Annotated in this window: 19 protein-coding genes and 3 pseudogenes; 7 read left to right on the plus strand and 15 right to left on the minus strand. The window is 43.1% G+C overall.

From position 1 onward, the window contains the following. Positions 1-316 precede the first annotated feature (316 nt). The 6 genes and pseudogenes from VTH8203_RS25310 to VTH8203_RS23420 form a co-directional block, all read right to left on the minus strand. Positions 317-451 (minus strand): transposase domain-containing protein, encoded by a 135-nt coding sequence (locus VTH8203_RS25310; protein WP_244181321.1) that lies wholly within the window; start codon positions 449-451, stop codon positions 317-319. A gap of 36 nt (positions 452-487) precedes the next feature. Continuing rightward, positions 488-1,741: pseudogene (gene tnpC / locus VTH8203_RS23405) on the minus strand (IS66 family transposase); the annotation flags it as partial. Between the two features lie 117 nt (positions 1,742-1,858). Continuing rightward, positions 1,859-2,080, minus strand: coding sequence for a hypothetical protein (locus tag VTH8203_RS23410; protein WP_096995756.1), 222 nt, complete (start codon positions 2,078-2,080; stop codon positions 1,859-1,861). A 124-nt stretch (positions 2,081-2,204) separates the two neighbouring features. Then, complete coding sequence (locus VTH8203_RS23415) at positions 2,205-2,990, minus strand: IclR family transcriptional regulator (RefSeq protein WP_096995757.1); 786 nt, start codon at positions 2,988-2,990, stop codon at positions 2,205-2,207. Between the two features lie 163 nt (positions 2,991-3,153). Continuing rightward, positions 3,154-3,312 (minus strand): hypothetical protein, encoded by a 159-nt coding sequence (locus VTH8203_RS24700; RefSeq protein WP_158296242.1) that lies wholly within the window; start codon positions 3,310-3,312, stop codon positions 3,154-3,156. 34 nt (positions 3,313-3,346) lie between these two features. After that, positions 3,347-4,267: an IS5 family transposase gene (locus VTH8203_RS23420; RefSeq protein WP_096995758.1), complete on the minus strand. Its 921-nt coding sequence runs from the start codon at positions 4,265-4,267 to the stop codon at positions 3,347-3,349. Between the two features lie 271 nt (positions 4,268-4,538). Here VTH8203_RS23420 and VTH8203_RS25315 point away from each other — a divergent pair, with 271 nt between their 5' ends. The 3 genes from VTH8203_RS25315 to idi all read left to right on the plus strand — a co-directional run bounded on the left by VTH8203_RS25315 (position 4,539) and on the right by idi (position 6,469). After that, positions 4,539-4,916, plus strand: a complete 378-nt coding sequence (locus VTH8203_RS25315; RefSeq protein WP_244181319.1) for a hypothetical protein — start codon at positions 4,539-4,541, stop codon at positions 4,914-4,916. A gap of 209 nt (positions 4,917-5,125) precedes the next feature. Beyond that, positions 5,126-5,746: an START domain-containing protein gene (locus tag VTH8203_RS23430; protein ID WP_244181323.1), complete on the plus strand. Its 621-nt coding sequence runs from the start codon at positions 5,126-5,128 to the stop codon at positions 5,744-5,746. A 186-nt stretch (positions 5,747-5,932) separates the two neighbouring features. Next, the gene (gene idi / locus VTH8203_RS23435) at positions 5,933-6,469 is read left to right on the plus strand and encodes an isopentenyl-diphosphate Delta-isomerase (RefSeq protein ID WP_096995760.1); all 537 of its coding nucleotides are present in this window, start codon (positions 5,933-5,935) and stop codon (positions 6,467-6,469) included. Here the strand turns inward: idi and VTH8203_RS23440 are convergent. From VTH8203_RS23440 to VTH8203_RS23460, 5 genes are read right to left on the minus strand one after another with little or no spacing between them, the layout of a single operon-like run. Then, the gene (locus VTH8203_RS23440) at positions 6,466-7,599 is read right to left on the minus strand and encodes a hypothetical protein (RefSeq protein ID WP_244181324.1); all 1,134 of its coding nucleotides are present in this window, start codon (positions 7,597-7,599) and stop codon (positions 6,466-6,468) included. The genes idi and VTH8203_RS23440 overlap by 4 nt on opposite strands. Before the next feature lie 53 nt (positions 7,600-7,652). Next, positions 7,653-8,363, minus strand: coding sequence for an ABC transporter ATP-binding protein (locus tag VTH8203_RS23445; RefSeq protein WP_096995762.1), 711 nt, complete (start codon positions 8,361-8,363; stop codon positions 7,653-7,655). Between the two features lie 21 nt (positions 8,364-8,384). Continuing rightward, the gene (locus VTH8203_RS23450; protein WP_096995763.1) at positions 8,385-9,620 is read right to left on the minus strand and encodes an ABC transporter permease; all 1,236 of its coding nucleotides are present in this window, start codon (positions 9,618-9,620) and stop codon (positions 8,385-8,387) included. Further along, positions 9,610-10,839 carry an ABC transporter permease gene (locus VTH8203_RS23455; RefSeq protein ID WP_096995764.1) on the minus strand — a complete coding sequence of 410 codons (1,230 nt, stop codon included), beginning with the start codon at positions 10,837-10,839 and terminating at the stop codon, positions 9,610-9,612. Before VTH8203_RS23455 ends, VTH8203_RS23450 begins: the two co-directional genes overlap by 11 nt. A gap of 33 nt (positions 10,840-10,872) precedes the next feature. Continuing rightward, complete coding sequence (locus tag VTH8203_RS23460) at positions 10,873-11,625, minus strand: outer membrane lipoprotein-sorting protein (protein WP_096995765.1); 753 nt, start codon at positions 11,623-11,625, stop codon at positions 10,873-10,875. 274 nt (positions 11,626-11,899) lie between these two features. Here VTH8203_RS23460 and glgC point away from each other — a divergent pair, with 274 nt between their 5' ends. Further along, entirely contained in the window at positions 11,900-13,144 is a 1,245-nt protein-coding gene (glgC, locus tag VTH8203_RS23465) for a glucose-1-phosphate adenylyltransferase (RefSeq protein ID WP_306346049.1), read from the plus strand. 68 nt (positions 13,145-13,212) lie between these two features. Here the strand turns inward: glgC and VTH8203_RS23470 are convergent, their stop codons facing one another. After that, positions 13,213-15,645 carry a chitinase C-terminal domain-containing protein gene (locus tag VTH8203_RS23470; protein ID WP_096995767.1) on the minus strand — a complete coding sequence of 811 codons (2,433 nt, stop codon included), beginning with the start codon at positions 15,643-15,645 and terminating at the stop codon, positions 13,213-13,215. A gap of 278 nt (positions 15,646-15,923) precedes the next feature. After that, a pseudogene (locus tag VTH8203_RS23475) lies at positions 15,924-16,202 on the minus strand (reverse transcriptase N-terminal domain-containing protein); the annotation flags it as partial. A gap of 757 nt (positions 16,203-16,959) precedes the next feature. On the opposite strand from VTH8203_RS23475, the gene VTH8203_RS23480 reads away from it, so the two are divergent. After that, positions 16,960-17,187 carry a hypothetical protein gene (locus VTH8203_RS23480; protein ID WP_096995768.1) on the plus strand — a complete coding sequence of 76 codons (228 nt, stop codon included), beginning with the start codon at positions 16,960-16,962 and terminating at the stop codon, positions 17,185-17,187. A gap of 259 nt (positions 17,188-17,446) precedes the next feature. On the opposite strand, the pseudogene VTH8203_RS23485 reads toward VTH8203_RS23480, so the two are convergent. Together VTH8203_RS23485 and VTH8203_RS23490 are read right to left on the minus strand one after the other, a co-directional pair. Continuing rightward, a pseudogene (locus tag VTH8203_RS23485) lies at positions 17,447-17,926 on the minus strand (IS30 family transposase); the annotation flags it as partial. Between the two features lie 127 nt (positions 17,927-18,053). Next, a complete protein-coding gene (locus tag VTH8203_RS23490) occupies positions 18,054-18,674 on the minus strand; it encodes an IS30 family transposase (RefSeq protein ID WP_096995769.1) in 621 nt (206 codons plus the stop codon). A 357-nt stretch (positions 18,675-19,031) separates the two neighbouring features. Here VTH8203_RS23490 and VTH8203_RS23495 point away from each other — a divergent pair, with 357 nt between their 5' ends. Together VTH8203_RS23495 and VTH8203_RS23500 are read left to right on the plus strand one after the other, a co-directional pair. Continuing rightward, positions 19,032-19,607: a transposase gene (locus VTH8203_RS23495; RefSeq protein ID WP_279627190.1), complete on the plus strand. Its 576-nt coding sequence runs from the start codon at positions 19,032-19,034 to the stop codon at positions 19,605-19,607. Between the two features lie 295 nt (positions 19,608-19,902). Continuing rightward, positions 19,903-23,908, plus strand: a 4,006-nt coding sequence (locus tag VTH8203_RS23500) for a beta/gamma crystallin domain-containing protein (RefSeq protein WP_208617802.1), incomplete at its 3' end; no start/stop codon positions are given.

Below are 23,908 nucleotides of genomic sequence, written 5' to 3' on the forward strand. Positions count from 1 at the left end.
TAGACTCATAATGTAAATATATTAAACTTGTACAAGTTAAAAAAACGATCGGAAGAACAAGTTTAATTAAATACTTAACCAAGATTGTAAATGTTGCGTTCATGAGATTTTTCCATGAAAAAGCCATATCATCATTATATAATACTCGAATTCAGATAATAAGTGCGACACTTCATGGCTTTGTTGAACGAAGCCGCTCCGCAGCAGAGTAAATTCAGCACAAGTTATACTCTTATAACACCATCATCCCGATGGTCGTTGACAGGAGTAACTTATGAATTCTACCACTTAGAAGTAAGCGGGTATTTCTACCCACCTAGTCCTTTATTGGTCTGTTGCTACACGGCAGCAGATCACTAACATCACAACCCACCTCTCGTTGAGGTAATTCTGTTAGCACATGTCGCAGATAAGCATAAGGTTCGACGTTGTTTGCTCGGCAAGTTAGCATGATGCTAAACAAAACAGCACTGGCGTTTGCACCACTTGGTGTGTCGCTGAACAACCATGCTTTTCGGCCAACAGCCACTGGGCGTATCTCGCGTTCAACTCGATTGTTATCGATAGGGTATAACCCATTTTCAACGTATCTTTTTAGATAGGGCCATTGGTTGAGTGCATAAGCGACCGCTTTTCCCACTGGACTTTTAGGAAGTAGGTTTGCTGAAGCTTTATCTAAACAAGCGTAAAAGGAACTGAGGATCGGGATCGCGTGTTTTTGCCGAAGCTGATATCACTCATCTGGCGATAAATTTTTTGCTTTTTTCTCAATTGCGTACAACTTCTGAATATAGCTCAGCGCCTGCTTAGCTTGCCCCACTTTTTTGGGGCTCAGATCCAACGCATCTTTAAATTTACGCCTTGCATGGGCCCAACAGCCAAGATGCTGAACGTTATCCAACATGCGCCAGGCCGAATAACCATCCGTCATGATGCTGCCAGCATATTTATCGAGGAACCGCTTGGGATAATGATGCGCTCGACCGGGTTGATACTCGAATAAAGTGACGGGTGTTAGGCTCTGCTCTGGACTGGCATAAGCCCAAAGATAAGACTTGCTTTCTGCTTTCTTACAAGGCTCTTTGAGAACCTGAAGTGTGGTCTCATCGCCATGCATAACTGGCTCTTTCAGTAATATTTGATGCAAAGCTTGGTAGATGGGAAATAAGAGTTCCGCTGTTTTTATCATCCAATTTGCCAGTGTCGTACGTTGGATATCTAAGCCCACTCGGGAAAGTTCTTTTTCGATACGATAAAGAGGAAGCCCATCAGCATACTTGCTTACAGCAATGGTTGCTAAGGTCCCAGCTGTGGCAATACTGCCAGGTAATGGCTGTTTCGGCATTTTAGCCGTCACCACTTTACTGCCTGTACCTTGTTGCTTACAGTGACGACATGCGTATTTTTTACGCTCATGACGCAGCACTTTGACTTGCTTAGGAATGATTTCAATTTGCTCTGATGTTTCCACACCGATTGCGTGCATTGGGCTTTGGTAGCAGTTGCAGACCTTTTCACTGTCCGCTAAATCATGCTCAATCACTTCACGAGGTAAATTTGGATTGATGGGTTTGCGACCTCGTTTACGTGTGTAGGTAATGGTTTCGGTTTCGGGATCATCATTATCGACGGGAGCATCGTTAAGCTGCTCTGCCTCATTAAACAAGCAGCCTTGCGCTGGGAACTTTTCACTCTGGGGTAGATAATGCATAGCCTGAGCACGGCGAAATTGCTCCCACATAAACAGGCCCTTACGCTGAGCCGCGCATGTGGGGACACCCAAGCGAACAGGTATAAAGTAGGCCTTCGAACTTCAAGAGCACTCAAATAGGTCTAGCTTTCAAGCTAGACCTATTCCTTATACGTAGGTATCAACGCCCGCTTTTTTCTCCGCAATTTTCTCACCGTCATAGGTTTTGACGATCGCTCCCTCTGAGTTGCGAATCTTGATTTGGTTCTGACTATCCAAGGATGCTGTCAACTCACCTTTGCCTGATTTTAGATATCCATTAATGAACTTTGTGGTGTCTTTTAAATGCTGCTGAATATGAGGTTGGTACATTGCGTTGCTGGTTTTCAATGCCTAATGCTCCCTTGAATTGGAAGTATTAACATACTCGAGACGGATGAAAATTAATATCTCAACCAATCACAAATTCTCACTAACGATTAATGCCGTACGGTAATTTTTGGCAAAGATCAAACTACTCGGTCTTTAGCTCACCAAGCGTAAACTCTAAAATTTCTTGCGCAGCTGAGCGTAATTCTGGGAGATGTGTTTTCAGCTGATCCAACGAGGTACGAAAGCTCGGTGCATGGCAAAATAGATAGCCAAAACTTAATGCACCGGAGCCAATCGGCACCGATATCGCCACCATACCGTCGACAAATTCCTCATTGTCTTCACCAAATCCTTGTTCAGCAATTCGGCTCAGCTCTTCAAGAAATAGGCCATCATTGGTTATGGTCTTTGGTGTGTATTCGGTTAACCCCATGTGTTGTAAGACGTTTTCACGAATTGAAGTGTCCAATGAAGCGAGATAAAGCTTACCCGATGCGGAAGCTGCAATAGGCACCGGACTCCCCTCTGCCAAATTGATTTGCAGTGGCCAGTTGCAGTTCACACGCTCAAAGTAGATCATTTCGATACCATTAGGCACTGAAATTCCGCACGTTTCACCAATCGTGTCAGCAAGGCGTTGCAACACCGATGTTCTTTGTTCAGAAAAGCGTTGGTTCTTCAAAATATCATGAGATAAAGACTGCAGGTTCGGCCCCGCAATAACGCGACCAATGATATTTTCTTGGAGATGGCCTAAAACGATAAGCTGGTTGATCAGTTTGTTCGCAGACGCAATTGGCATAGACAGCTGTTCGGCAATAGACTCTCTATTGAGTTGACCACGGCTGTGAGCCACGATGGCGAGCACTTGTAGTACTCGGTCTAGGGTTGAACCTTTAGTAGTATTTGCCGAACTAGAGCTTGTCATAGAGCTACATTCATCCTTGATACGGTATTCGATATGCTTTGAATAGCCTATTGCTTTTACTGATTAAGTGCAACTGTGTACAAAGCCTAAGTGACAGATATTAAAAGGGCTCGTTTAAACAAGCCCGTGCGCTCATATATTTCGCAAAATCAATACCTATGCGTTATTTCATAGTTGGCATGACGAATTCGGCTTGAGTCTGTGTGCTGTCCTTTGCACCGACTTTCACATCCGATTCGGGCCAACGTGTAGTGATGGTTTTCATTCGAGTAAAGAATCGAATGCCGTCAGGACCGTGCATAGGCTTTGTTGCGTAATTCATTTTCGAAGTAGATCAGACCTATTTCGGTTAATTGTTAGCCAACACGGCAAGTTTTAGGCATACCAAGCCCTGTAAGCTTGTTCAGAGCTTTGATCATAGCGTAAGTCTCGCCAACCTGAGCATTGTAATTTCTTAGGCTTAATTTCCCACCTAACAACTGTTTCACCCGATACATTGCGGTCTCTGATAGAGAGCGCTTATGACAGCCGTACCGCTTTTTCCACTTCTTGTTGGAGCCGTGGAGCTTTTGACAACCTACCGCTAAATTACGAGGGTGTCCTTGCTCCAAGAAGGCTGCTCCTTCTCGTGGCGGGATGAGGGGAATCGCTCGCTTAATTCGTATAGCATCATGGCAATTCCTTATGTCATAAGCTCCATCACCTGATATCTCAATGATTTTACGACGTGTCTGCTTAAGTAAGTTGGGGAGCACTTCGGCATCGGTTACGTTAGATAAACTCAGCTCTGCTGCAACTATTTCGTGGGTGCTTATATCTACTGCGATATGCAGCTTACGCCAGACTCTGCGCTTCCCATCAGTGCCATGCTTCTTGACCTTCCATTCACCTTCGCCATAAACGTTGAGACCAGTGGCATCAATAGCCAGATGTTTTATTGCGCCTCTGGTTTTAGTTTTAAAAGAAACCTCAACTTCCTTAGCTCGGCGGCTTATACAGGTGTAGTGGGGGCAAACAAGCAGGATGTTAGCCAGCTTGAGTACTGAGTCTAGAAAACCTTGCAGCGCTCTCAATGGCATAGAGAAAACGCGTTTCACCATCAGTGCGGTAGTAATGGCTAAGTCGCTAAATCGGCGGGGTCTACCACGTTTTCCTTGTTTGTTTTGCTTCCACTCGGCTATCGCTTCCTCATCAATCCAAAAGGTCAGTGAACCACGGTTTATTAAGGCTTCGCTGTACTGTTTCCAGTTAGTTGTTTTGTAACGAGGTTTCGGCATAAGGCTACGATGATTGATGGGTGTAGACGATCAGATCGTAGCTTCTTGATTTAGTTCCATCAATTTAAGCAATAAAGCCTCGTCAATCCAAAACGTGAGTGAACCTCGATTGACTAGGGAGTTGTTGTACTTGCGCCAGTTGGTGGTTTTGTAGCGAGGCTTCGGTATGAAATCAGAGTCAGTTAATGAATGTTCCTGATCTGATCGTAAGATTTTGATTTAGTTTATTCGATTTCTGCAACAAAGCCAGTTGTAGTGTCTAATAAATCTTTTGAATACTAATAGTGGCATTAGCTTCTATGGTTCCAATAAAAACCACCATAAAGGTGGGTTTAGTAAATGGGTCGCCTTAAACCGTCTAACAAGCGTAATTAAAGGTCAAACAGTTCAAGGCAACCAGTGCCTTTACGGCGAGCGATGGTCATCTTCGCATGCGTACCACTTTCATCGCGGAACAAGAGGTACGGCATTTAGTGGCGGTGAAGGCAAAGTACTGCGTTCATTTGTTGGTGCATTGATTATCATGACCTTAACCGTTGGGATGCTCACTCTCGTACCTGCCTACTACCAAACCTTGGTGATTGGTGGTGCGCTTTTGGCAGCAGCGGCGTCAAATCACTTAGTAGGCCGAAAGCGTAACGAAGGCTAATATTCATAACAACCAAAAGAGCCAACACGTGCGCCTAGCCCTGTTGGCTCTTACTATTTGAAAAGCCTTTCCCTACTTCTACCTATCTACTGCTACTTCCATTCTTTTACTTAAATGTCTACTACCCTGATTTTTCTAATAAAATTGTATATGCTTAATGCAAGAAACTGACATTCAACAGGTAAAACATGGACGTTTTACGCATCATTATGCTTTTCTCGACGATACTGCTGACAGGCTCATTAAGCGCTGAAGAAAATAGCTATTGGCAATTTGACAGTGATAATGACGGAATCACTATCTACAATCGAGAACATACCGATGGCTTAGTCGAAATCCGAGCGCAAATGTTTACACCAACAACTTATAGCGCCTTCTTAACCTTATTAGAAGATAGTGAAAACGTCCCCAACTGGATAGATAACGCCAGCCATAGCCGAGTGTTAAGGCAAATATCAATCAACGAAAACATCGTTTATACCCAGTTTAAAGCGCCTTGGCCAGCGAGAGACCGCGATATGGTTACCTACTCGAAGTATTGGGTCGACGATTATGGTTTCACTATCGAAATTAACGATGCGCCTGAATCCTCATTACCGATACAAGAGGGTTATATTCGAATTACTTCTGTCGATGCGAGTTGGAATCTACAAAAGCTGACCAACGGTACGACACTTATCGAATACAAAGCCTATGCAGACCCTGGTGGAATATTACCCGACTGGTTGATGAATAAACTCTCGACCCAAAGTGCTAGAGCGACGTTCAATAATCTAAGAAATCAGTTACCGAGGTACCAACGCTACTCTCATCCACATCTGAAAGAATGAGCCCAATCAATACATAAATTATCCATCTCTCTTCATCTTTAGTATCAATGTTGTGAATTAATCTCCCCTCCACTCTCCATCACAGGATCTTTTGTGCTATGATGCGCGCCCTCGCTGGTTGGCGCAGTGAAATAAGAGAAAAACCGCAGTGTTCAAAGCGGTCATTAAGCAAGCGTGAGATAGAATATGAGTTGTGAACTGGTTGTTGTCGTCGATAAATTTGGGAAACCAATCGGTACCGAAGAGAAGCTGGAAGCCCACCGTTTGGGTCTTAAACACTTGGCTTTTTCAGTGCTTATTTATCGTTATAACGCTGGCCAACTTGAATTCTTACTTCAGAAACGCGCGATCAATAAATATCACAGTGGTGGATTGTGGAGTAATACCTGCTGTTCACATCCACGTCCAGATGAAGAGATTATCTCGGCTTCACAACGTCGTCTTGTCGAAGAGCTTGGCATAACGACCCCACTCGAACTCATCGATATTGGTACCGTTAGTTATTGTGCTAAATTCAGCAATGGTTTAACTGAGAATGAACTTGATCACGTGGTTATTGCTGAATCGAAAGAGGTCGAGTTCAACCTTAATGCAAACGAAGCAGAACTGTGTGAATGGTGGCAGAAGTCTGATATTGAGCAAACGATGAAGGCGGAGCCAGCAATCTTCAGTGCATGGTTCCGGTTAGTTCTAGAGAAAACGACTCATCATCTAAGTAATTAGAACGACCATTTGATGTTGGCAAACAGCAGTGTTGAGGGGGTTGCTCCAAACAAGCTTCCAGAACTGCCATCAAAACGCTGTAATACGGTAAGTAATTGCCAGTCGTCAGACAATGAGTAGCTGTTCGATAAACCAACGAAAAAAGAGCCATCTTGATAGTAACTACCAGACATGGTAAATCTCGACAATGGTGTAATGTCGAAACCTAAGTCGGCGTAGCCCGTGGATTTAGTAAAACTCAGAGTTCTCGCGGTGAGAGGTAAAGTTAGATATACCGCCGCATCAATCGCTTGTTGTGGTTCACTAATGTAAAGTACCGATGCTCGCCCTATCCAATTGCGTCTTCCACCAAAACTATAGTCAGTCTCAATACTTGATACGATAGTCTTTTCATAAGATTGACCTTGATACTCGGACTTCCATGGGTCAAACCATGTCAGCTCCCCTCGAAACCCAGCGCCATTAATATCACCAGCAAAGCCACCACCAACTACATTGTCCAAACCTGAGCGTCCTGCGAGAATCTGCATGTCCCAACCGTTGTGATTAAACAGATAGCGAGCAGAATATCTCTGTAAATTGCTGTCTTTGCTGGGACTGTAGACAAGGTCTATACTGCTCGCAAATCCAAGTTTGCGGCTGAGCGATATCGCATCGGTTCCTGGTCTTTCTTCATAGTCAAAGTCGTATATCGAGTAAGAGTTATACAGATCGTTAGGATTCCAAATGGTGTTCATCGCCCAATTGACTCGATAACGTCCTATTCTTGAGCTCCAGTCATCTCCTTTCCAATCAAAATACAAACGGTCAAACTGACTGTTGATGATCATGTTGTCGTTATCGACGAGGTTTCTTGATAGGTCAAAATATCCGTTGTCCGCCGCAATAATCTCCGAATAGAACGGCGCACTCAAGCTATCGCCAGCGAGTACTCTATTGCGCATGCCTGCATTAAAACGAAATGAGGAAGAGAAGCGATACTCATAGTTAAATCGCTGATGTATAAGGTGATCTAAGGTATTCTCTCCGTGATCTGGAATGCCCTCTGTCGCCATGTATTTCACATAACCGGTTAGGTCCCAGTTCTTCTCTGGCTGTAACCCCGGTATCTCCGCTTTCACTTCTACCATATAGACAGCTGCGCCAACGATAAAAATGGTGGTGACTAACTTTTTCCACATAACTAGTGTTCGAGCTCCGTGGTAAGCTCAGTTTGCAGTTTGTCGGACGCCAGTTTGCCATCTTCAAACACAATGACGCGCTTTGCCCTTTTTATCACTCGAGGATCATGGGTGGAAAATATAAATGTCGTTCCTTCCACTTCGTTTAGATGTTGCATAATATCTAACAGTTCTGCGGTACTTTTGGCGTCTAGGTTTGCTGTCGGTTCGTCCGCCATCACAAATCGTGGTCTTGGCGCTAGAGCACGTGCGACGGCGACACGTTGCTGTTGTCCCCCAGACATTTTTGGTGGCCGTTTATCTTTCTGATTTTCAAGCCCCACTTGGACCAATAACTCACTCGCACGCTGTTGGCACTGCTTCTCTGCTACGCCTTGTAGTTGCATGACAAACTCGACGTTCTCTTGAGCAGTAAGGACAGGTAATAAACTATAGTCCTGGAAGATAAACCCGATATTGTCACGGCGAAATGCAATGAGTTGTTTCTCAGATAGCTGACAAATGTTGCTTCCCTCAATCCATACTTCTCCAGATGTAGGGGTATCAATGCCCCCTAACATATTGAGGATAGTAGTTTTTCCTGAACCCGACGGTCCCATAATGGCGACAAACTCTCCCTGCTCAATCGTCAAAGATAAGTCTTGAACCGCATGTACCGGAAATTCACTTTTTGAGTTATAGATTTTATTAAGCTGCTTAATCTCTATGGTCATCTCAATTCACTTACCTTTTGATTATTTCTTATCAGACATGGCTTCAACGAGTTTCTGTTTAAGGATTTGTCGTGCAGGATAGAGCGCAGCCACTATAGAGGCGATAAACACGGTGACAAATACCATCAGGTATTGGTCATTGGAGACCGTAGGGAACAGTATGGTGTCGACACCATAAGCCCCTAGCCCCTGCGCCATCGAACCAAGCGATAACCCTGTCTGACCTAAAATAGCAATAAGAACTTTGCTAAATACAATGCCTAAAACAGCACCTAAACTGCCGAGCAACACGGTTTCTAACATCACCAGTGTAAAAATCTTATGCTTTTGCATCCCCACTGCCATCAAAACACCGAATTCTTGGGTACGTTCAAACACCGACATCAACATGATATTGACGATACCAAATGCCATAGCGACAACAAAAACCGTCAGCATCACTTGATTGCTGATTTTCATCGTATTAATCATGGTTGCCAATAGCGGCTGTAATTGATACCAACCTTGGACCTTGTTGCCGCTAGGAATGAGCGATTGCAGTTCTGAGACAACATGTCGCACTTGCTCTTCACTGTCGGCGTTAGCCTTTGCTTTAACTTGCACGGCGTACTCATGCACTCCGTTGAGCTTGGCTAAAGATTGGATGTCGGACTTTCGAACTAACACGTGCGCATCATCATACGCAGAAGATGGCGTTTTAAAAATGCCGCGAACTCGGAATGCCGCCCCCGTTACCTGTCCTTCAGGGTCGGTAAACGTAATCACCACCTTAGAGCCCACGCGAAGCTTTAGACGTTGCGCATTTTTAGCCGACACTAATATCGGATTCCGGCCTTTGTCATCAAGCCACTCCCCATCAATGAGACGTTCTGCAATCGGTGTAAAACCACGTTCATTGCTCGAATCTATGCCCAGTACCGTTACACCACGTGTGCTGCTGGCTGATGCCATCATGCCATCCACAACGAACCTCGATACCCATTGATTGATATTCTGGTTTGCCTCTAGTGCAGCTTCAATTTGCGTATCACCAATTACGGTGTCTTTAATATCAGGATTCTCATTGAACCTTTGATTGTGGATCTGTAAGTGACTGGTTTGCCAAGCAATAGCATTATGGACCATGTTGTCAGTCATACCATTCATAAACCCCATCATGGCCACTACCCCCACCAGACCAAACACCATAGCGCCTGCCATGATTCCGGTGCGAATTTTGTTGCGCCATAGATTACGCCACGCCAATTTAATGAGCATGCGACCCTCCTTTTAGCGCAGACACCAAGTTGAGACGATAGAGACGCCAACTTGGGTAAACTAGACACAATAATAAGATGAATGTGACAGCAACGGCTTGAGTTATAAATAGCGAAGGATCGAGGTACACCGGAAGAATCGGCTCGAAGCCAGCCTCCAGCATCATTTGAGCGGTCTCACCCGTTATTTCGATAGGATTAAAAGAGAAATAGCCAAGAACAGGCATGGTCAATAACGTACCGATAACGATGCCTAAAAGACAAATGAACGCTGATTCAATAAATAACAACCCTAGTAGTTGACGTCGTACCATACCCGTTGCAAGCATGACACCAAACTCTCGCTGTCTTTCTAGTGTCATCATCATGACAGTCGCAAACAAACCAAAACCAACAATGCCATATAGGATGTAAATTAAGAAAATCCCACCAGCGCGATCCATAGCAATCTGTTGCGCCATTTCAGGAGATAGATCCTGCCAGTCTCTAACTCGCAATTGATCCTGATAATGATCTTTAAGCTTTGTTTCGACCGCTGCAACGTGCTCAAGGGAGTCAGTGTGCAATACCCATGAAGTAACCTGATTACCAGTACTGTATAACTCTTGAGCCAGCTTAATCGGCATATAAACCATTTGGTTGTCCAGTGCTTTTACTGGGAAGTGAAGCAACCCATTTACAGTGTAAAGCCCCGCAGCGGTCTGCCCTCTATAACCCTGTCCGTAGAGTATTATTTCATCACCTACGTTCAGTTTTAAGTACGAGGCTAGTCCTTCGCTCAATAAAACTCCGTTACTGTCAGAATCTATAAAGTTCCCAGAACTGACTTTACTGCTAATATGTGAATAACGATCTTCTGCTTCTGGATCCACGCCTAAAACCAACACACCTTTAGAGCGGTCATCAGCCGCAGCCAGTGCTACAGACTCAAGCCTCGGCAAAATATAGCTAACACTGTTCATGTTCTTTAAATAAGGAAACTGTTCCAAGTCACCCGCTATCACATCATAGATACTGTTGCTTTCAGCATATTCTGGGTGCTGTAATTGAATGAGGCCGGTAAAAAAGCGTGCCGCGTTATCTATGTTGGCGTTGTAGCTTCCTTCTTGAAAGCTACGAGTTAACAGAGACAAAAAAAGGGCTAATGCCAACGCCGATGCGGTTAGCAAGGTTCGGCGTTTTTGTCGCCACAGATTTCGCCAAGCCAGTTTTAACAACATGATGAACGCTCACTCCTTGTTTTCATGTGGGCCTTAGTCACGTAACGCTTTCATTTGCCTTTGAGAGAAGAAGCTGTCTTCAATAGCAAAATTAAACTGTGCTTGATGAGTGATCATCTCGGTCTTCTGCCCAGGCTTATCAGTAGGGATCATCTCCATTCGCGTTGCGACTTTACGTCCACCTAATTCCTTGATATCAAAGGTTTGCATCGTAGTTACCTTCTCATCAAATTCGTCATAGAACTCTGCTTTACGTTGTAGAAAGGTCTCTTTTGATATCCATAGTCTTACCTTACTCCAAACGACTGGCGCATCCGGCTTAGCATAAGCGTCAATGACCCAAGTTTTTTCACCATCGAAACTCTCTTCTTTCACTAACTCATGTGTGTAATCAACTACAATAGAAGACTGGTTTATGAGGTCATCATTGGTAAAGTCCGATCCCATCCATGACTGTCCCAACATAGATGGCGCAATCTTTACCACCCTCTCAATATTCGGTAACCAGTTCCACATTTCCCGTTGACGTTTTAGCGAGGCAGAGCCTTTATCTTTTGCTGGTGCTGTAACCAAAACAAGGGAAAGATCTTGCCCTTTGGTCCAACTCTTCATACTCATTGTTCTCGTCCAATCAGGCCTGATAATACGCATGGTCAGTTCGGTATAGCTTGAGTCGCCTCTCATAGATTGGTCAGATTTGATGACGATATCCGATGGGCTTAATGCCAGGCTCGGTAGGGAAAACAGTAGTAGTAAGGCAGCAATAGCGCGCAATATAAATCTCATTGAGAAGACCTGTTCTTATCGGTTTGGAAGACTATATTAATTCTTCAAATATATATTTGTGACACATGACATTTCCATAACTATCGAAGTTAATATTCTGCAATTTGCACCATATTGAGTCAATGCGATATCACTGCTGCTATTCGGGTGCAATTTTCGAATAGACATTACTAAAATGGTGCAAAACTCTATTTAAGGAACTCCATAGCTTTGAATAATCAGTAAGTTACGGTATGGCGTAGATCTTGTAAGGATTAATAGACCCCCATAAAAATTGCACACATTCAGGGAGAAGACGATGCAAGATGTCCTTACGATTGTTCTCGCAGGAGGCATGGGTTCACGGTTAAGCCCTCTAACCGATGACCGCGCTAAACCTGCCGTACCCTTCGGTGGCAAATACCGAATTATCGACTTTACGCTAACCAACTGTTTGCATTCTGGACTACGGCAAATTCTGGTTCTCACCCAATACAAGTCTCATTCCTTACATAAACATATCCGAGACGGTTGGTCGATCTTCAATCCTGAACTAAAAGAATTTATTACCGTCGTACCACCGCAAATGAGAAAAGGCGGCAAATGGTATGAAGGCACTGCCGATGCTATTTATCACAACATGTGGCTCCTCTCACGAAATGACGCTAAGCACGTAGTTGTGTTGTCAGGCGACCATATCTATCGTATGGATTACGCTGCTATGGTTGAAGAGCACAAACAAACTGGTGCTAAACTTACGGTTGCTTGTATGGACGTACCTCGAGATGAAGCCAGTGCGTTTGGAGTAATGGCGACCAATGCTGAGTTGCAAGTAACAGCATTTGCTGAAAAGCCAGCAGATCCAGCGGCCATGCCGACAGACCCTCGTCGTTCCCTTGTCTCTATGGGCATCTATGTATTTGATATGGAAACACTTCAGCAAGCTCTAGAAGATGACGCTGAACTGGATAGTTCAAGTCACGATTTCGGAAAGGATATCATTCCTAAGTTGATAGACTCACAAGGTGTTTATGCTTACAACTTCGGCCAAGATAAAGGCCGCGTGGCACGAGATTGCTACTGGCGAGATGTCGGCACTATTGATTCGTTCTATGAGACGAATATGGACTTACTAGAGCCTGTTCCACCAATGAATTTATATCAAGAAAACTGGGGAATACGGACATATGAACCTCAGTTGCCTCCAGCACGCACTGTCCCTTCTGCGACTGGGAACGAAGGCATATTTATTAACTCGATTATCGCCAACGGTGTGGTCAATTCTGGTGGTTCAGTCCACCACTCCATTCTGTCATCCAACGTAAGAATCAATGATGGTGCGACCATTGCTGACAGTATTTTGTTTGGAGAGGTTACCGTCGGTGAAAACTGTCAATTAGCAAACTGTATTGTCGACAAGCACGTTGTCATTCCTGCCGGTACAGTGATTGGCCTAAACCCATCACAAGACGCGGAGCGTTTTCATATCTCAGATAAAGGTATTGTTGTTGTACCGGAAGGCTATGTATTTTTAGACTAAAACTCTATGACATAAATTACAAAAGCCGCCAATATAACTTGGCGGCTTTGTTGTTTAGTTGCTATCTATTAGATAACGCAGACTTGTTCCCAACTACCGTCACTTCCTGGCACCGAGTTCGTCCACCATTTCGCTTTGTAAACCACGCCGTTGTGACTCATTTTATCACCACCACTCGCGTGGCTAGGGTCACCTTTCCAGTCCGTTTGAGGGAAATTTGGATAAGCATTTACTCCGGTGGTATTACACGTTCCAGAGTTACCACCTCCATCGCCACCACCATTATTCCCACCACCAGCGTTCAAGTCAGCAAGAGGAAGAGCAGGCTGTTCGAACTTAAATGCATAGTCGACACCATTAACATTGACTGCATAATTAGCAGGACCTGAGATAGGTAGGTAGTACACCATATCCAGTTCATAGCTCGCCCCAGCTGCTAAACTCTTCCAGCTTGGTAGCGTAAAGGCGACGCGATGCATTGGTCCGTCTAGACCACCGATATTATTCGTTCTAGTATGACCAGAAGCGATAACTTTTAGTCCACCGCCAGACTGGTCTTTAGCGTTGTCCGGTGCCGATACTGGAATATCAAATTGAAACTCAGTGCCACCTGGAATGTCGGTGCCTGTATTGTTGGTGAACGTGATTTTAGGATTGATTGGGTAATTTTGGTCACCTACTTTGAAACCATCGATAGAAACAGCAATATCAACAGCCTCAGTTGGTATCGCCCCCGTAGCAACTTTATTGCCATACGGGCTAGCACTCAAGAATTTGTCGTACATGGCTTTGGTCATGCTATTACCCATATGATATTCACCATTACCAGTTGCACAGGCTTGTTCCGTAAGATCAACCGCTCCACGATGACCATTAGCGTCTAGTACATAACAGTTGTAGTCACCCGCAAGTTCCCAAAACATGATGCCACCAATTTCTTTATCAATAACGTATTGCGCTTTTACATCAATAGATTCCACATCTTCGGTAGAAAGGAAAACGTTCTTTTCTGCATTCCACAGCCAAGGTGCAACAGCAACGCTGTCATAGTGACGAGTGTAGGTTCCTACAAATTTATCGCTTGGGTCGTTGACAGGATCTAGACCATAGGCTTGTGCATAGGAGCCCCAAATCCCCTGCTCTAAGTTCTTTGCATGCCACATAGGGTTAGAGCCCGCGCCCATTTCATTGCCGTTAACGTCCTTGTCATGCCACATATTGTCGATACCTAAAGCGCCGTAACCACAATTGTTTTTCTCTCCCTCTCCTGTTCCTGCTGGGCATTCAGATTGATTTGGAAGTGGTGCGCGCCCCCATAGGCCCTTGTTGCCACCAGAAACGTTTTGCCATCCTCGGGTATAGTACGGAACACCAATATTGATTCGACCAGCAGGCATGGAACCACGGAAATAATGATAAGCCCAATCAGTGTTTAGGTACCCGATGCCACCATAAGCTGCCGTACCATAGACGTTCCATTGTGCCAATTCGGAGTCTTCACCTGTGTCATAAAGGGCTGCGTTATGGCCTACATGGTCATTCCATGCTCCGTGAAGGTCGTAGGACATAATATTTACGTAATCAAGATATTGGGTCACCGACATGGTTTCCATACCACGCAGTAAGTAGCCTGAGGAAGGTGCCGCAATCGTCAACATATAGTGCACACCATCTTGAGCGCTGACCGCGTCCAGTTTCTCACGCAGTACTTTCATCAACACTTCATAAGACTTCCAAAGATGCGCTCTTCGGCTTTCTGCAAACGCTTTGTCATCTGGGTTACCCGCGCCTGCCATTGAGGTAGGATATTCATAGTCAATATCCAAACCATCAAACTGATACGTTCTCATCATTTCAACGGCTGAAGTAGCAAAGGTTTCAATTCCTTGATGATTAATCGAGCCATCAGCATTAGTGGTCATAGTATAGAAACCACCGTCAGCAACTCGTGTACCGTCGGTAGCGAAATGACCACCGGTCTCAGCCCAGCCTCCTATAGAGATCAGGGTTTTTACACCATGTTTCTTTTTCGCTGTCGCTAACGCCCCAAAATGGCCTTTAAAGCCAAGCGCAGGATCAACTTCCACACCAGGCCATTCCTGACCTACAGCTACATTGTTCGGATCATTAACGTCACCAATATTAACTTTGCCATCTGAGCCTATACTGACGAACGCGTAGTTGATATGAGTCAATTGGCCCCAAGGAATATCTTTAACTAAGTAGGCAGCCTGAGGATCATTCCCTGAACGCCAACTCGTAAAATAACCAATTACTCGACGTGGGTGGTCTGCCCCCATCAACTCTCTCCCCTCTGCATCATAAATAGTGCAATAAGGTACCGTTATGCCTGGTGTCTGATATAAGCCATCTGGACGACAGTCAGTTTGTGATGTGTTCGCTTGAGCATTATTACCATATAGTGAACCAGCACAAACCAGTGCTAATAAGCTTAGAGAACCTACCTTCAATGTAGGTGTGAGCTTTCTAGTATGTTCCATTACGAATCCTTTCTTAACTAGTAGAAAATTTCACAATGATGTAAGGAATCATAAGGACTACGATTTTTTGTGTATTTACAATTCAATTACATCTCAGAAACACACTTTAGATACGACAAAAACAAAGTGTAACTTTTGAGCCGTTATTGAGAATTCTATTGATGGTTTTTAAGAAATGTCTCGCAATTAATTGCTGTTACAGTGAAATAACGGGGCACTTATTTTGCGTCGAGAATACAGATTAATAATGATTCCATCGGTTAAAGAAAGGAGTGTTATGCTTTCATGCGGCGCGTATCTGTATTCCAGATAACGCCGTCAATTCCAGGCGTTTTACTGCCTTTATTTTGTGATACCCGCTTAACAGCAAGAAGTTTTGCTGAGCGCGAGTGAGTCAGTATCCACTGCAACGCTTTCGCTTTGCCGTGGTTACCATCTCTCGTTGCCTTTGCAATACGCATCTGAAGCTTTAAAACATGGGATTCAACGGCTTTCCAGTTTATGGACTGCCACTGAGCGCTGTCAGGAGAGGCACTAATCTCTTTTGAAATCATCATTTGCATTTCTCCTTGAATAAAGTTCTTCAAATTCTCTTGCAACGGAAGACCAGTCGGAAGTCAGCTCACTTTCGTGCCAGATAGAAATCTGTATCTGCATCGTTACAATGCAGCCTTCGCTTTTTCCAACATCCTCTACCTGCATCACTATCGGTCGCAGAGACTTTCCCAGTGGGAGTGATACAGGCTTACCGTGTTCCGTATGTCGCGCAATGTCAGTTTAGATGCCCGCTATGGTGCGGAGAGTTCAACGATCACGAAAGAGCATGGGGCAATCTCTTTCCGACTCTCGTGCCTTTTGGCTACAGCGTATTAACCACTTCCGCTGTTTCACAACATAACGCACCTTACACGGATTCACTTATGTTCATCATGCTGACTACCTAGCACTCACCCGATGTTGTGGTTATCAGGAGGATCGTCCTCTCACGACTTCAATCCCGATTGGCAAATGCCAACCTTCGTTACATTGTCAGAGCCGCTACTTTATTCAGGCTCCTAGGTTCATCTGGTGATACAGATGGTTCACTCGTTGAGCGGTGAACAGCGCTTCATACGACTTCACGTCGCACGCTCCGAAATTGGTTAGATCAAATACTTTACACATTTCAGGGCGCTTGTCTTTTCCCTATCAAATCTAATCCGATGAAAGAGGCTCAAAATATGTTCATTTTGGTTTGAGCAGGCAGAAGTTGACTGGGCATTGGTTGCAGTCAGTAAAGATAAATACATCAACTATAAACACCATGCATATGGAATGCTAACTGAGCAAAGCCTTTATATGCAATTGGGTTTATCATCGTCGCTTGGTTCTTATGATAACTTCCAGAAAGGGGTTAGCGAAGTTCTGTATATGCAAGAGTGCCCACCAACCATGGATTTATACCTCGACTATTCATCAGACAAAAGTGCAGGATCACAAACAGCACCAACCGACTTCGGTGAACACACTGGCGGCACTGATTCAAGTATTGGTGGTGAATAAGTTGCATAACAGATAAGGATTGAGCGTTGCCTATCCAACGTTTAATCCCAAGTGTTGAACAAGCCCGACCCTATATATGAGTATATTGTGCGATCTATTCTAGATCGGTGGCGGCCTCAGTTTTTCATCAGGTTGGCTCCGCCATTGCAAGGAATGAGTACAGAGCGTTTTTAGCTAATCGCTGTTTTAATCTTAGTATTGCGCAAGACCGTTGAAAAGGAGGTCCCGAATTCAAGTCCGAAGTGCGACACTTCCCCATTTAAGCAGCCATCCACATTTTTTTGAATATCACGGCTGGCTGTTTAAAGCCTAAACACTTCTTTGGCCTGTAATTTATTCTCGCCATGGCGAGGGATATCACATCCTCACTAACTTCACGTAAATCAGAGCCTTTCGGTACATACTGACGAAGTAGACCGTTAGCATTCTCGTTTGCTCCACGCTCCCATGAACTGTACGGATGTGCAAAGTAAACATCTGCCTCTAACGTCTCCGCAATTTCTTCATGATTAGCGAACTCTCTGCCATTATCAGCAGTGATTGTATGTACATGCGTTTTATAGGGCATGAGTAGCTCTATTGTGGCTGCTGTAACATCTTTCGCTGATTTTGAGTTCACTTTCTTTATCAAAAAGAAGCGAATCTTCCGCTCAAGCAAGGTAACGATAGCGCCTGTTCCATGCTTACCTAGCACCGTATCAATTTCCCAATCACCGAAGCGTTCACGACTATCTACAACCGTGATTCCGCACTTAATTCAGGTATTTTAAAATGTGATACGAAACACGATTTTTAACCTGGTTTTATTGGGGGCGTGATTTTAGAGCTAAATAGTGCTACTATTGTAAAGTTGAGTAAAAAGACACCTAATTGCATGATATTGAAGTGGATATTGTTTGATATTTTTTCGTGAATTTACGGAGAAAGGTGTAATAGCGCAAAGTCTGCATCTTCTTCGAAAAAGCCACTAAATGCTTCGAAAATAATTGCAAAAACACCTGCGGAATCTCGGCTACAATGGCTGGTCTGTCATCTATCGAGACATCATTCTTAATGGCTTCAGCCTTGGTTCTTTTGCCTTTACGGTATCGCTTATGATCTTGCCTCAAATGCCGATAAAGCTTACCTCCCATGGCTTTGTCATTTGCAATGAATTGGTAAATCCATTCATGACTGACTGGCATCCCTGAAGCCGTCAATACTTCTGAAACTTGCTCAGGACTCCAATCGTGTTCAATCAACAATCGGATGAACTCTACTCGCTCCGAGGGTATTTTATACTTTGGAGCCTGACGCCTTCTATCAATGCAAGCTTGATGAGCGGTTTGAGGGCAGTAGTTTGCTTTTTCGCTATTACGGTTAAGCTCTCTATAGACGGAGCTTCTATGACAGTCGATGGCAAGAGCAATGTTTTTTATTGATACACCTTGTTCTAAAAGAACAGAAATCTGGTATCTTTTCCCTTCAGTCAATTGTTGATACTTCATATTGGAACGGCTTGTTTCTTTGGTCAGAAGAGCATACCAATCTCAACAATTGGCTGTCTTCCTCAGTCCTACCCATGAAGTGTCGCACTTATTATCTGAATTCGGGACTAAATGATCAGATCATGATTATCTAAAAAAGTTCCCTGAAAAATAAAATATATAATTTTCAATAATTAAAGTTCGATCCTACCCTTCCGTAAAGGCTGACTTAAAAAATCTGTAGCAATAGTTCTTAAAACGTGTTAAAAATTATAATAATAATAATAATAAAAATAATAAAAATAATAAAAATAATAAAAATAATGAAAATAATAAAAATATTAATAACTTAATAGTGATAGCTCACTATTCTATTTTATTAACGAGGACTTAAATTTTGATTATGTTATCCGTATGCACTCATCAATTACGGTGACGGATTTAGAAGGTAACTTGTTGCCAGTAAATCATTTTCTCACGCCAACAGGAAGAACAAAAACGTTAAAAAATGTTGAGATTACCGCTAAACGCGAGCCCGTAGCTAAAATCGTTTGCTGTAAGAAGAAAGGAATGAAAGCGGCTTGGTTTTTGGCATCTAGTCGCGGCGACCTAGCGGCATCGAAAATTTTGGACCTATATGCGAAACGATGGGGAATAGAGACAACTTTTCGAGACATTAAAGATTACCGATTTGGTATGGGTCTGAGCGAAACGTCAACTCGCTCACCGTTGCGTAGAGATCGCTTGTTCTTAATAAGTGCACTTGCGATAGGCTTGCTCACATTACTTGGCCAAACTGGCGAAGAAGCTGACTTGGAGAGAACAATTAAAGCAAATACCAGTAAAATTCGTAGTTATTCATTATTTCGTCAAGGTTGTATTTATTATCAACTATTACCAAATATGCGGGAAGAATGGGCAGTACCCTTGATGGAAAATTTTTATCGTTATTAAAAAAACCATCGTATTTACTGCCGATTATTTGGGGTCTTATGATATTAAATTTATTAGGGACGTATTATTAGCACTATATAGCTCTAAAACCACTATCCCAATAAATACCTGAATTAAGTGCGGAATCACGGGTTAATAGTATGACGGAAATAAAAACGAAAAGGATTAAAAATCAAACCAAGGTTCGACTGATAACAAACGGCCAGGCTCTACCAAACGTAGCAAAATTCAAACGCAGACCATTTCAAGTCTATTTTGGATTAAATTAAAGGAAGAAAAAAATAGAGTGAATTTTATGAAAAAATTATTGTTTTATTTCTCAGTTTTCTTGGGATTTTTCTCCATATCCGTGTTTACGCTTCCTGCACAAGCAGGAGAGTTTGGCGAGATGAGTAATGATCAGCGAGCTCCTTATACAAACAATCTACTAAACAATCCCAACGCAGAAGCGGGTGACATGAGCGGCTGGACGATCACCGAGGATGGCGGAGATGGCTGGCTCCCTAAAAATGTTGAAGACAGTCGTAGCAACGGCTTTTTGACTTCTTATGAATGGGCAAAGCGAGAGCAAGTCGTCGACTTAGTTGGCTTGGGATTTTCTCCAGCGATTCTCGATACCGCACCGCCGATTTTGATTTCAGAGGCTTTTGAAAAGCAATACAGTGCAGGTAAATATTTTCTGGAAGTTGAGCTATTAGATGCAAATCGGCAAATCCTACATACCTGGTCTAGTGGGGTACGTACACATGAAAATACGACTTCTGAATGGAGGCACTACCAAGAATTATTGGAGCAAAGAATCAGCAACTACGGCTCTGGAGTAAGGTACATTCGTTGGCGTGATGGAGGCAAAAGTACGAAATATTTAAAAGGACACTATGGCCCGAAACTACAAAATGCTTATTTGGCGATTCTTCCACCCAACCTACTCAACAATCCAAAAGAACTCTCTTCATGGAATGTTATTAAAGATGGCGGAGATGGCTTCTTGGTCAGTGAGTTACCAGAAGATCCAACATTTCTGACATCTTACGATTGGAATATACGTCAACAGACGATTGACTTGCTGGCACATGGCTACTCAGCGGATATGCTGGATCAATCTCCAGGAGTAATCTTTTCAGGGGTGTATGGAAAAACCTATTGTCCCGACAAATACTACCTGAAAATTGAACTTTTGGATGTCAATGAAAATGTCGTCCAATCTTGGGATTCGAAGCAGAGGACTAACGATGGGATCTGTGATTACACTCAGGAAGCTGAGTTCCTCTCTGGAAATCTCTTAAACTATGATTCTGGAGTACGTTACATCCGTTGGGAGGATGGAGGCAAAAGTTCGGAATATAAGCGAGGCCATTATGGTGCAACACTTCAACAACCCTACGTTGGCTTGCTAGTTGTCCCAGAGCATGAACTTCCACAACATCGCAATCGCAGAGTCAGTGGAACGTATTGGAGAGATTTCGCTCTAGGTGCAATCGGTTCTACTGTGCTTTCGGGAGCGTTTTGTGCCCTTACTGCAGGGGCAGGATGTGTCATCGAAGGTGCGGCATATGCCACAGCCACTGTGCTCGGAGGTGCTGCAATTAGCGGTGGAGCTGCCGGAGGATATATAAGCCTAATCACTACCGGGATTAACAATACCGACAATGTTTATGAGGTTATTCATAACTACGACGTACCCATTCTAGATGTATGGGGAGAGGGTCGCATTGTTACTCAAGGTATGGTGACAGGTTTTGATGAAAGCTACGTTTACAATCTTAATAAATTTGATCAGCTTGTTTCCAACGGCATAAATAAAGGTCAGCCCATTCCTAATCTTCAAAAAGTGGAGGAATATGATAATCCGATTTTTCCACTCGATGATAACAGTATCACTTTCATGACATTGATGGGCGCTCCCATTACAATAGGTACGGCATCAGAAATGTTCCGTACAATTGATAAATGTAATGGTTATGTCATTTTGTATAACCCAGGCCCCAATGAATTAAATAACTTCAAACAAATTTTTGTCAAAGACAATGACCCCTGGAAAGATGTGACTGACAGAGTAACGCTTGGATTTCCATTTAACGAAATTTCAATTTCTCCAGCGATAATTTTTTCGAGCGAAAATCCCCCTTATGGTCACGTAGTGGAATACATTAGCGATCAATCTCAATCATCGTGTAAAGAGTACAAGCCAAATCTTGACGAAAACTGCATCAGACTATTTGAAAACCCCAACTATCACGGTCTGTCTCAAGATATATGTTTTGGTCCCAACCAGAGTGAATTACACGTTTATGGTGCAGACATAATTCTTGATTATCAGTCAATTAAATTGGGTAGTAACATTCGTGATATGACGCTTTATGGTCCAGATAAAAAGACCATAACAAGTAACTTAGCACAGGTTCCCAGTCCTTGGGGTGTCGCTAACGAATCCTTTTTTATTATTCACACTAAAAAGGTTGCCGATAATTGTGTGCGTTACTTTACCGAGAGCGACTACAAAGGTGATGTAGATGATTTTTGTTTAGACCATGGGAAAGAGAAGCGTTTTCCGGATTTAAGAGATTCTAATGACACGTATTCATCGGTAAAAGTTGGTGGTAATGTTTATGTAACCGAATTTCAGCATAAGTCTATTAAAGGCTGGAGTAGGACACGTAAAGCAGACGTGTCGTCCTTTAGCTCAGGCGATAATGAAGTGTCATCTCTAGAGGTGTTTCCACGGCAATTTGGCAGTAAATGTGCCCGTTTTTGGGACCAGGAGGATCATCAAGGGCAACGTTGGGACTTTTGTTTAGATGAAAATCAAGCTTCTAACTATTGGAGAGGTTATGAAGATGGTAAGTATGAAGAGTGGAACGACCGCTTTGAATCTCTAGAAGTAGGTTCAGATATCACTGCTAGACTTTGGTTTCACTACAATAGAACCGGTTTCAACTGGCGTTTTGAGCCTAATTCAAAAGATACATATTTTGGTAAAAATAGCGAAAATAAATTTTCGTACATTGAGTTAAAACATGAACCGTTAAAAGATGACTGTGTTCGCTTTTATGAACGTGCAGACTACCAAGGTGATTCAAAAACATATTGTCTAGATGGAAGGGATGATAATCGAGTTCCCAGTTTGGGAAGTTTTAATGACAAATTTTCATCGGTAAAAGTTGGTAAAAATGTTTATGTAACCATTTTTGAGCATACTGATTTTAAAGGCTGGAATTGGACACATAAAGCAAATGTGTCGTCCTTTAGCTCAGGTGATAATGAAGTGTCATCTCTAGAGGTGTTTCCACGGCAATTTGGCAGTAAATGTGCCCGTTTTTGGGACCAGGAGGATCATCAAGGGCAACGTTGGGACTTTTGTTTAGATGAAAAACAAGTTTTTAACTATTGGACAGGTTATGAAAGGGGTGAGGAACAAGAGTGGAACGGCCGCTTTGAATCTCTAGAAGTAGGCTCAGGTGTTACTGCTAGACTTTGGTTTCACAGCGATAGAAGCGGTTTCAACTGGCGTTTTGGGCCTAATTCAAAAAATACATATTTTGGTAAAAATAGTGAAAATAAATTTTCGTACATTGAGTTAGAAAAGAAAAGTTCCCCAGCGCAGGTGCTTATAATGTCCAAAGGTTCAAAAAGCCAATGTATGGATTTAAGTCGGTCAGACGGCCAATCAGTCGTCGGTTGGGATTGTAATTCACAGGATAACCAGCGTTGGGAATATACAAGTAGTAAACAGTTTCGTTCATTAGACAACCTCGATAAGTGTATACACTACATGGGCGAAGAAAAGCCTGTACGCGCGAAAACATGTGACCATGGGGATATCAATCAAAAATGGTATATTGATACTGACGATAATAGAATATATTCAGTTTCCAACAGTTCACAAGTAATGACTTTTGATAAGAACTTAGAGCATGGATCGTCTGTTTACACAAAAGGTGTATCAATTAATTTACTTCAACAATTTGACAATTTAATTAATTTAACGAGAGCAGCAGTTGTCGCCGACAATGGTCGAGAAGAAGTGGAGCCAACGTGTGTTCGATTGTGGACCAAGGAAAATTTTCAAGGGCAACCTTTTGACCATTGCTTGAATGATGGTTCTTATTTTCACGTTAATTTTTCAGGTCTCGTCGAGAACAATAATATACAGTCAATGGAGGTCGGTAAAAATGTAAAAGCTGTACTCTGGAATGGTGATACAGCAGGAACATTTTTTCGAAATAATCCTAACCTTGGTCAGTTTAGCAATCGAGCACAAGCCCTGGAGATATACCCATTTAAAGAAGTAGCGCCAACGT

Source organism: Vibrio thalassae (assembly GCF_900089835.1).
GTDB classification, from domain to species: domain Bacteria; phylum Pseudomonadota; class Gammaproteobacteria; order Enterobacterales; family Vibrionaceae; genus Vibrio; species Vibrio thalassae.

What these genes read in the sequence shown, in the direction of transcription:
- VTH8203_RS23470 (WP_096995767.1), bottom strand. Translation starts at nt 15,645, where the DNA reads ATGGAACATACTAGAAAGCTCACACCTACATTGAAGGTAGGTTCTCTA.
- VTH8203_RS23455 (WP_096995764.1), bottom strand. Translation starts at nt 10,839, where the DNA reads ATGTTGTTAAAACTGGCTTGGCGAAATCTGTGGCGACAAAAACGCCGA.
- VTH8203_RS23430 (WP_244181323.1), top strand. Translation starts at nt 5,126, where the DNA reads ATGCTTTTCTCGACGATACTGCTGACAGGCTCATTAAGCGCTGAAGAA.
- VTH8203_RS23415 (WP_096995757.1), bottom strand. Translation starts at nt 2,990, where the DNA reads ATGACAAGCTCTAGTTCGGCAAATACTACTAAAGGTTCAACCCTAGAC.
- VTH8203_RS23450 (WP_096995763.1), bottom strand. Translation starts at nt 9,620, where the DNA reads ATGCTCATTAAATTGGCGTGGCGTAATCTATGGCGCAACAAAATTCGC.
- VTH8203_RS25310 (WP_244181321.1), bottom strand. Translation starts at nt 451, where the DNA reads ATGCTAACTTGCCGAGCAAACAACGTCGAACCTTATGCTTATCTGCGA.
- VTH8203_RS23490 (WP_096995769.1), bottom strand. Translation starts at nt 18,674, where the DNA reads ATGAAGTATCAACAATTGACTGAAGGGAAAAGATACCAGATTTCTGTT.
- VTH8203_RS23440 (WP_244181324.1), bottom strand. Translation starts at nt 7,599, where the DNA reads ATGGTAGAAGTGAAAGCGGAGATACCGGGGTTACAGCCAGAGAAGAAC.
- VTH8203_RS23480 (WP_096995768.1), top strand. Translation starts at nt 16,960, where the DNA reads ATGCTAACTGAGCAAAGCCTTTATATGCAATTGGGTTTATCATCGTCG.
- VTH8203_RS24700 (WP_158296242.1), bottom strand. Translation starts at nt 3,312, where the DNA reads ATGAATTACGCAACAAAGCCTATGCACGGTCCTGACGGCATTCGATTC.
- VTH8203_RS23445 (WP_096995762.1), bottom strand. Translation starts at nt 8,363, where the DNA reads ATGACCATAGAGATTAAGCAGCTTAATAAAATCTATAACTCAAAAAGT.
- VTH8203_RS23460 (WP_096995765.1), bottom strand. Translation starts at nt 11,625, where the DNA reads ATGAGATTTATATTGCGCGCTATTGCTGCCTTACTACTACTGTTTTCC.
- idi (WP_096995760.1), top strand. Translation starts at nt 5,933, where the DNA reads ATGAGTTGTGAACTGGTTGTTGTCGTCGATAAATTTGGGAAACCAATC.
- VTH8203_RS23420 (WP_096995758.1), bottom strand. Translation starts at nt 4,267, where the DNA reads ATGCCGAAACCTCGTTACAAAACAACTAACTGGAAACAGTACAGCGAA.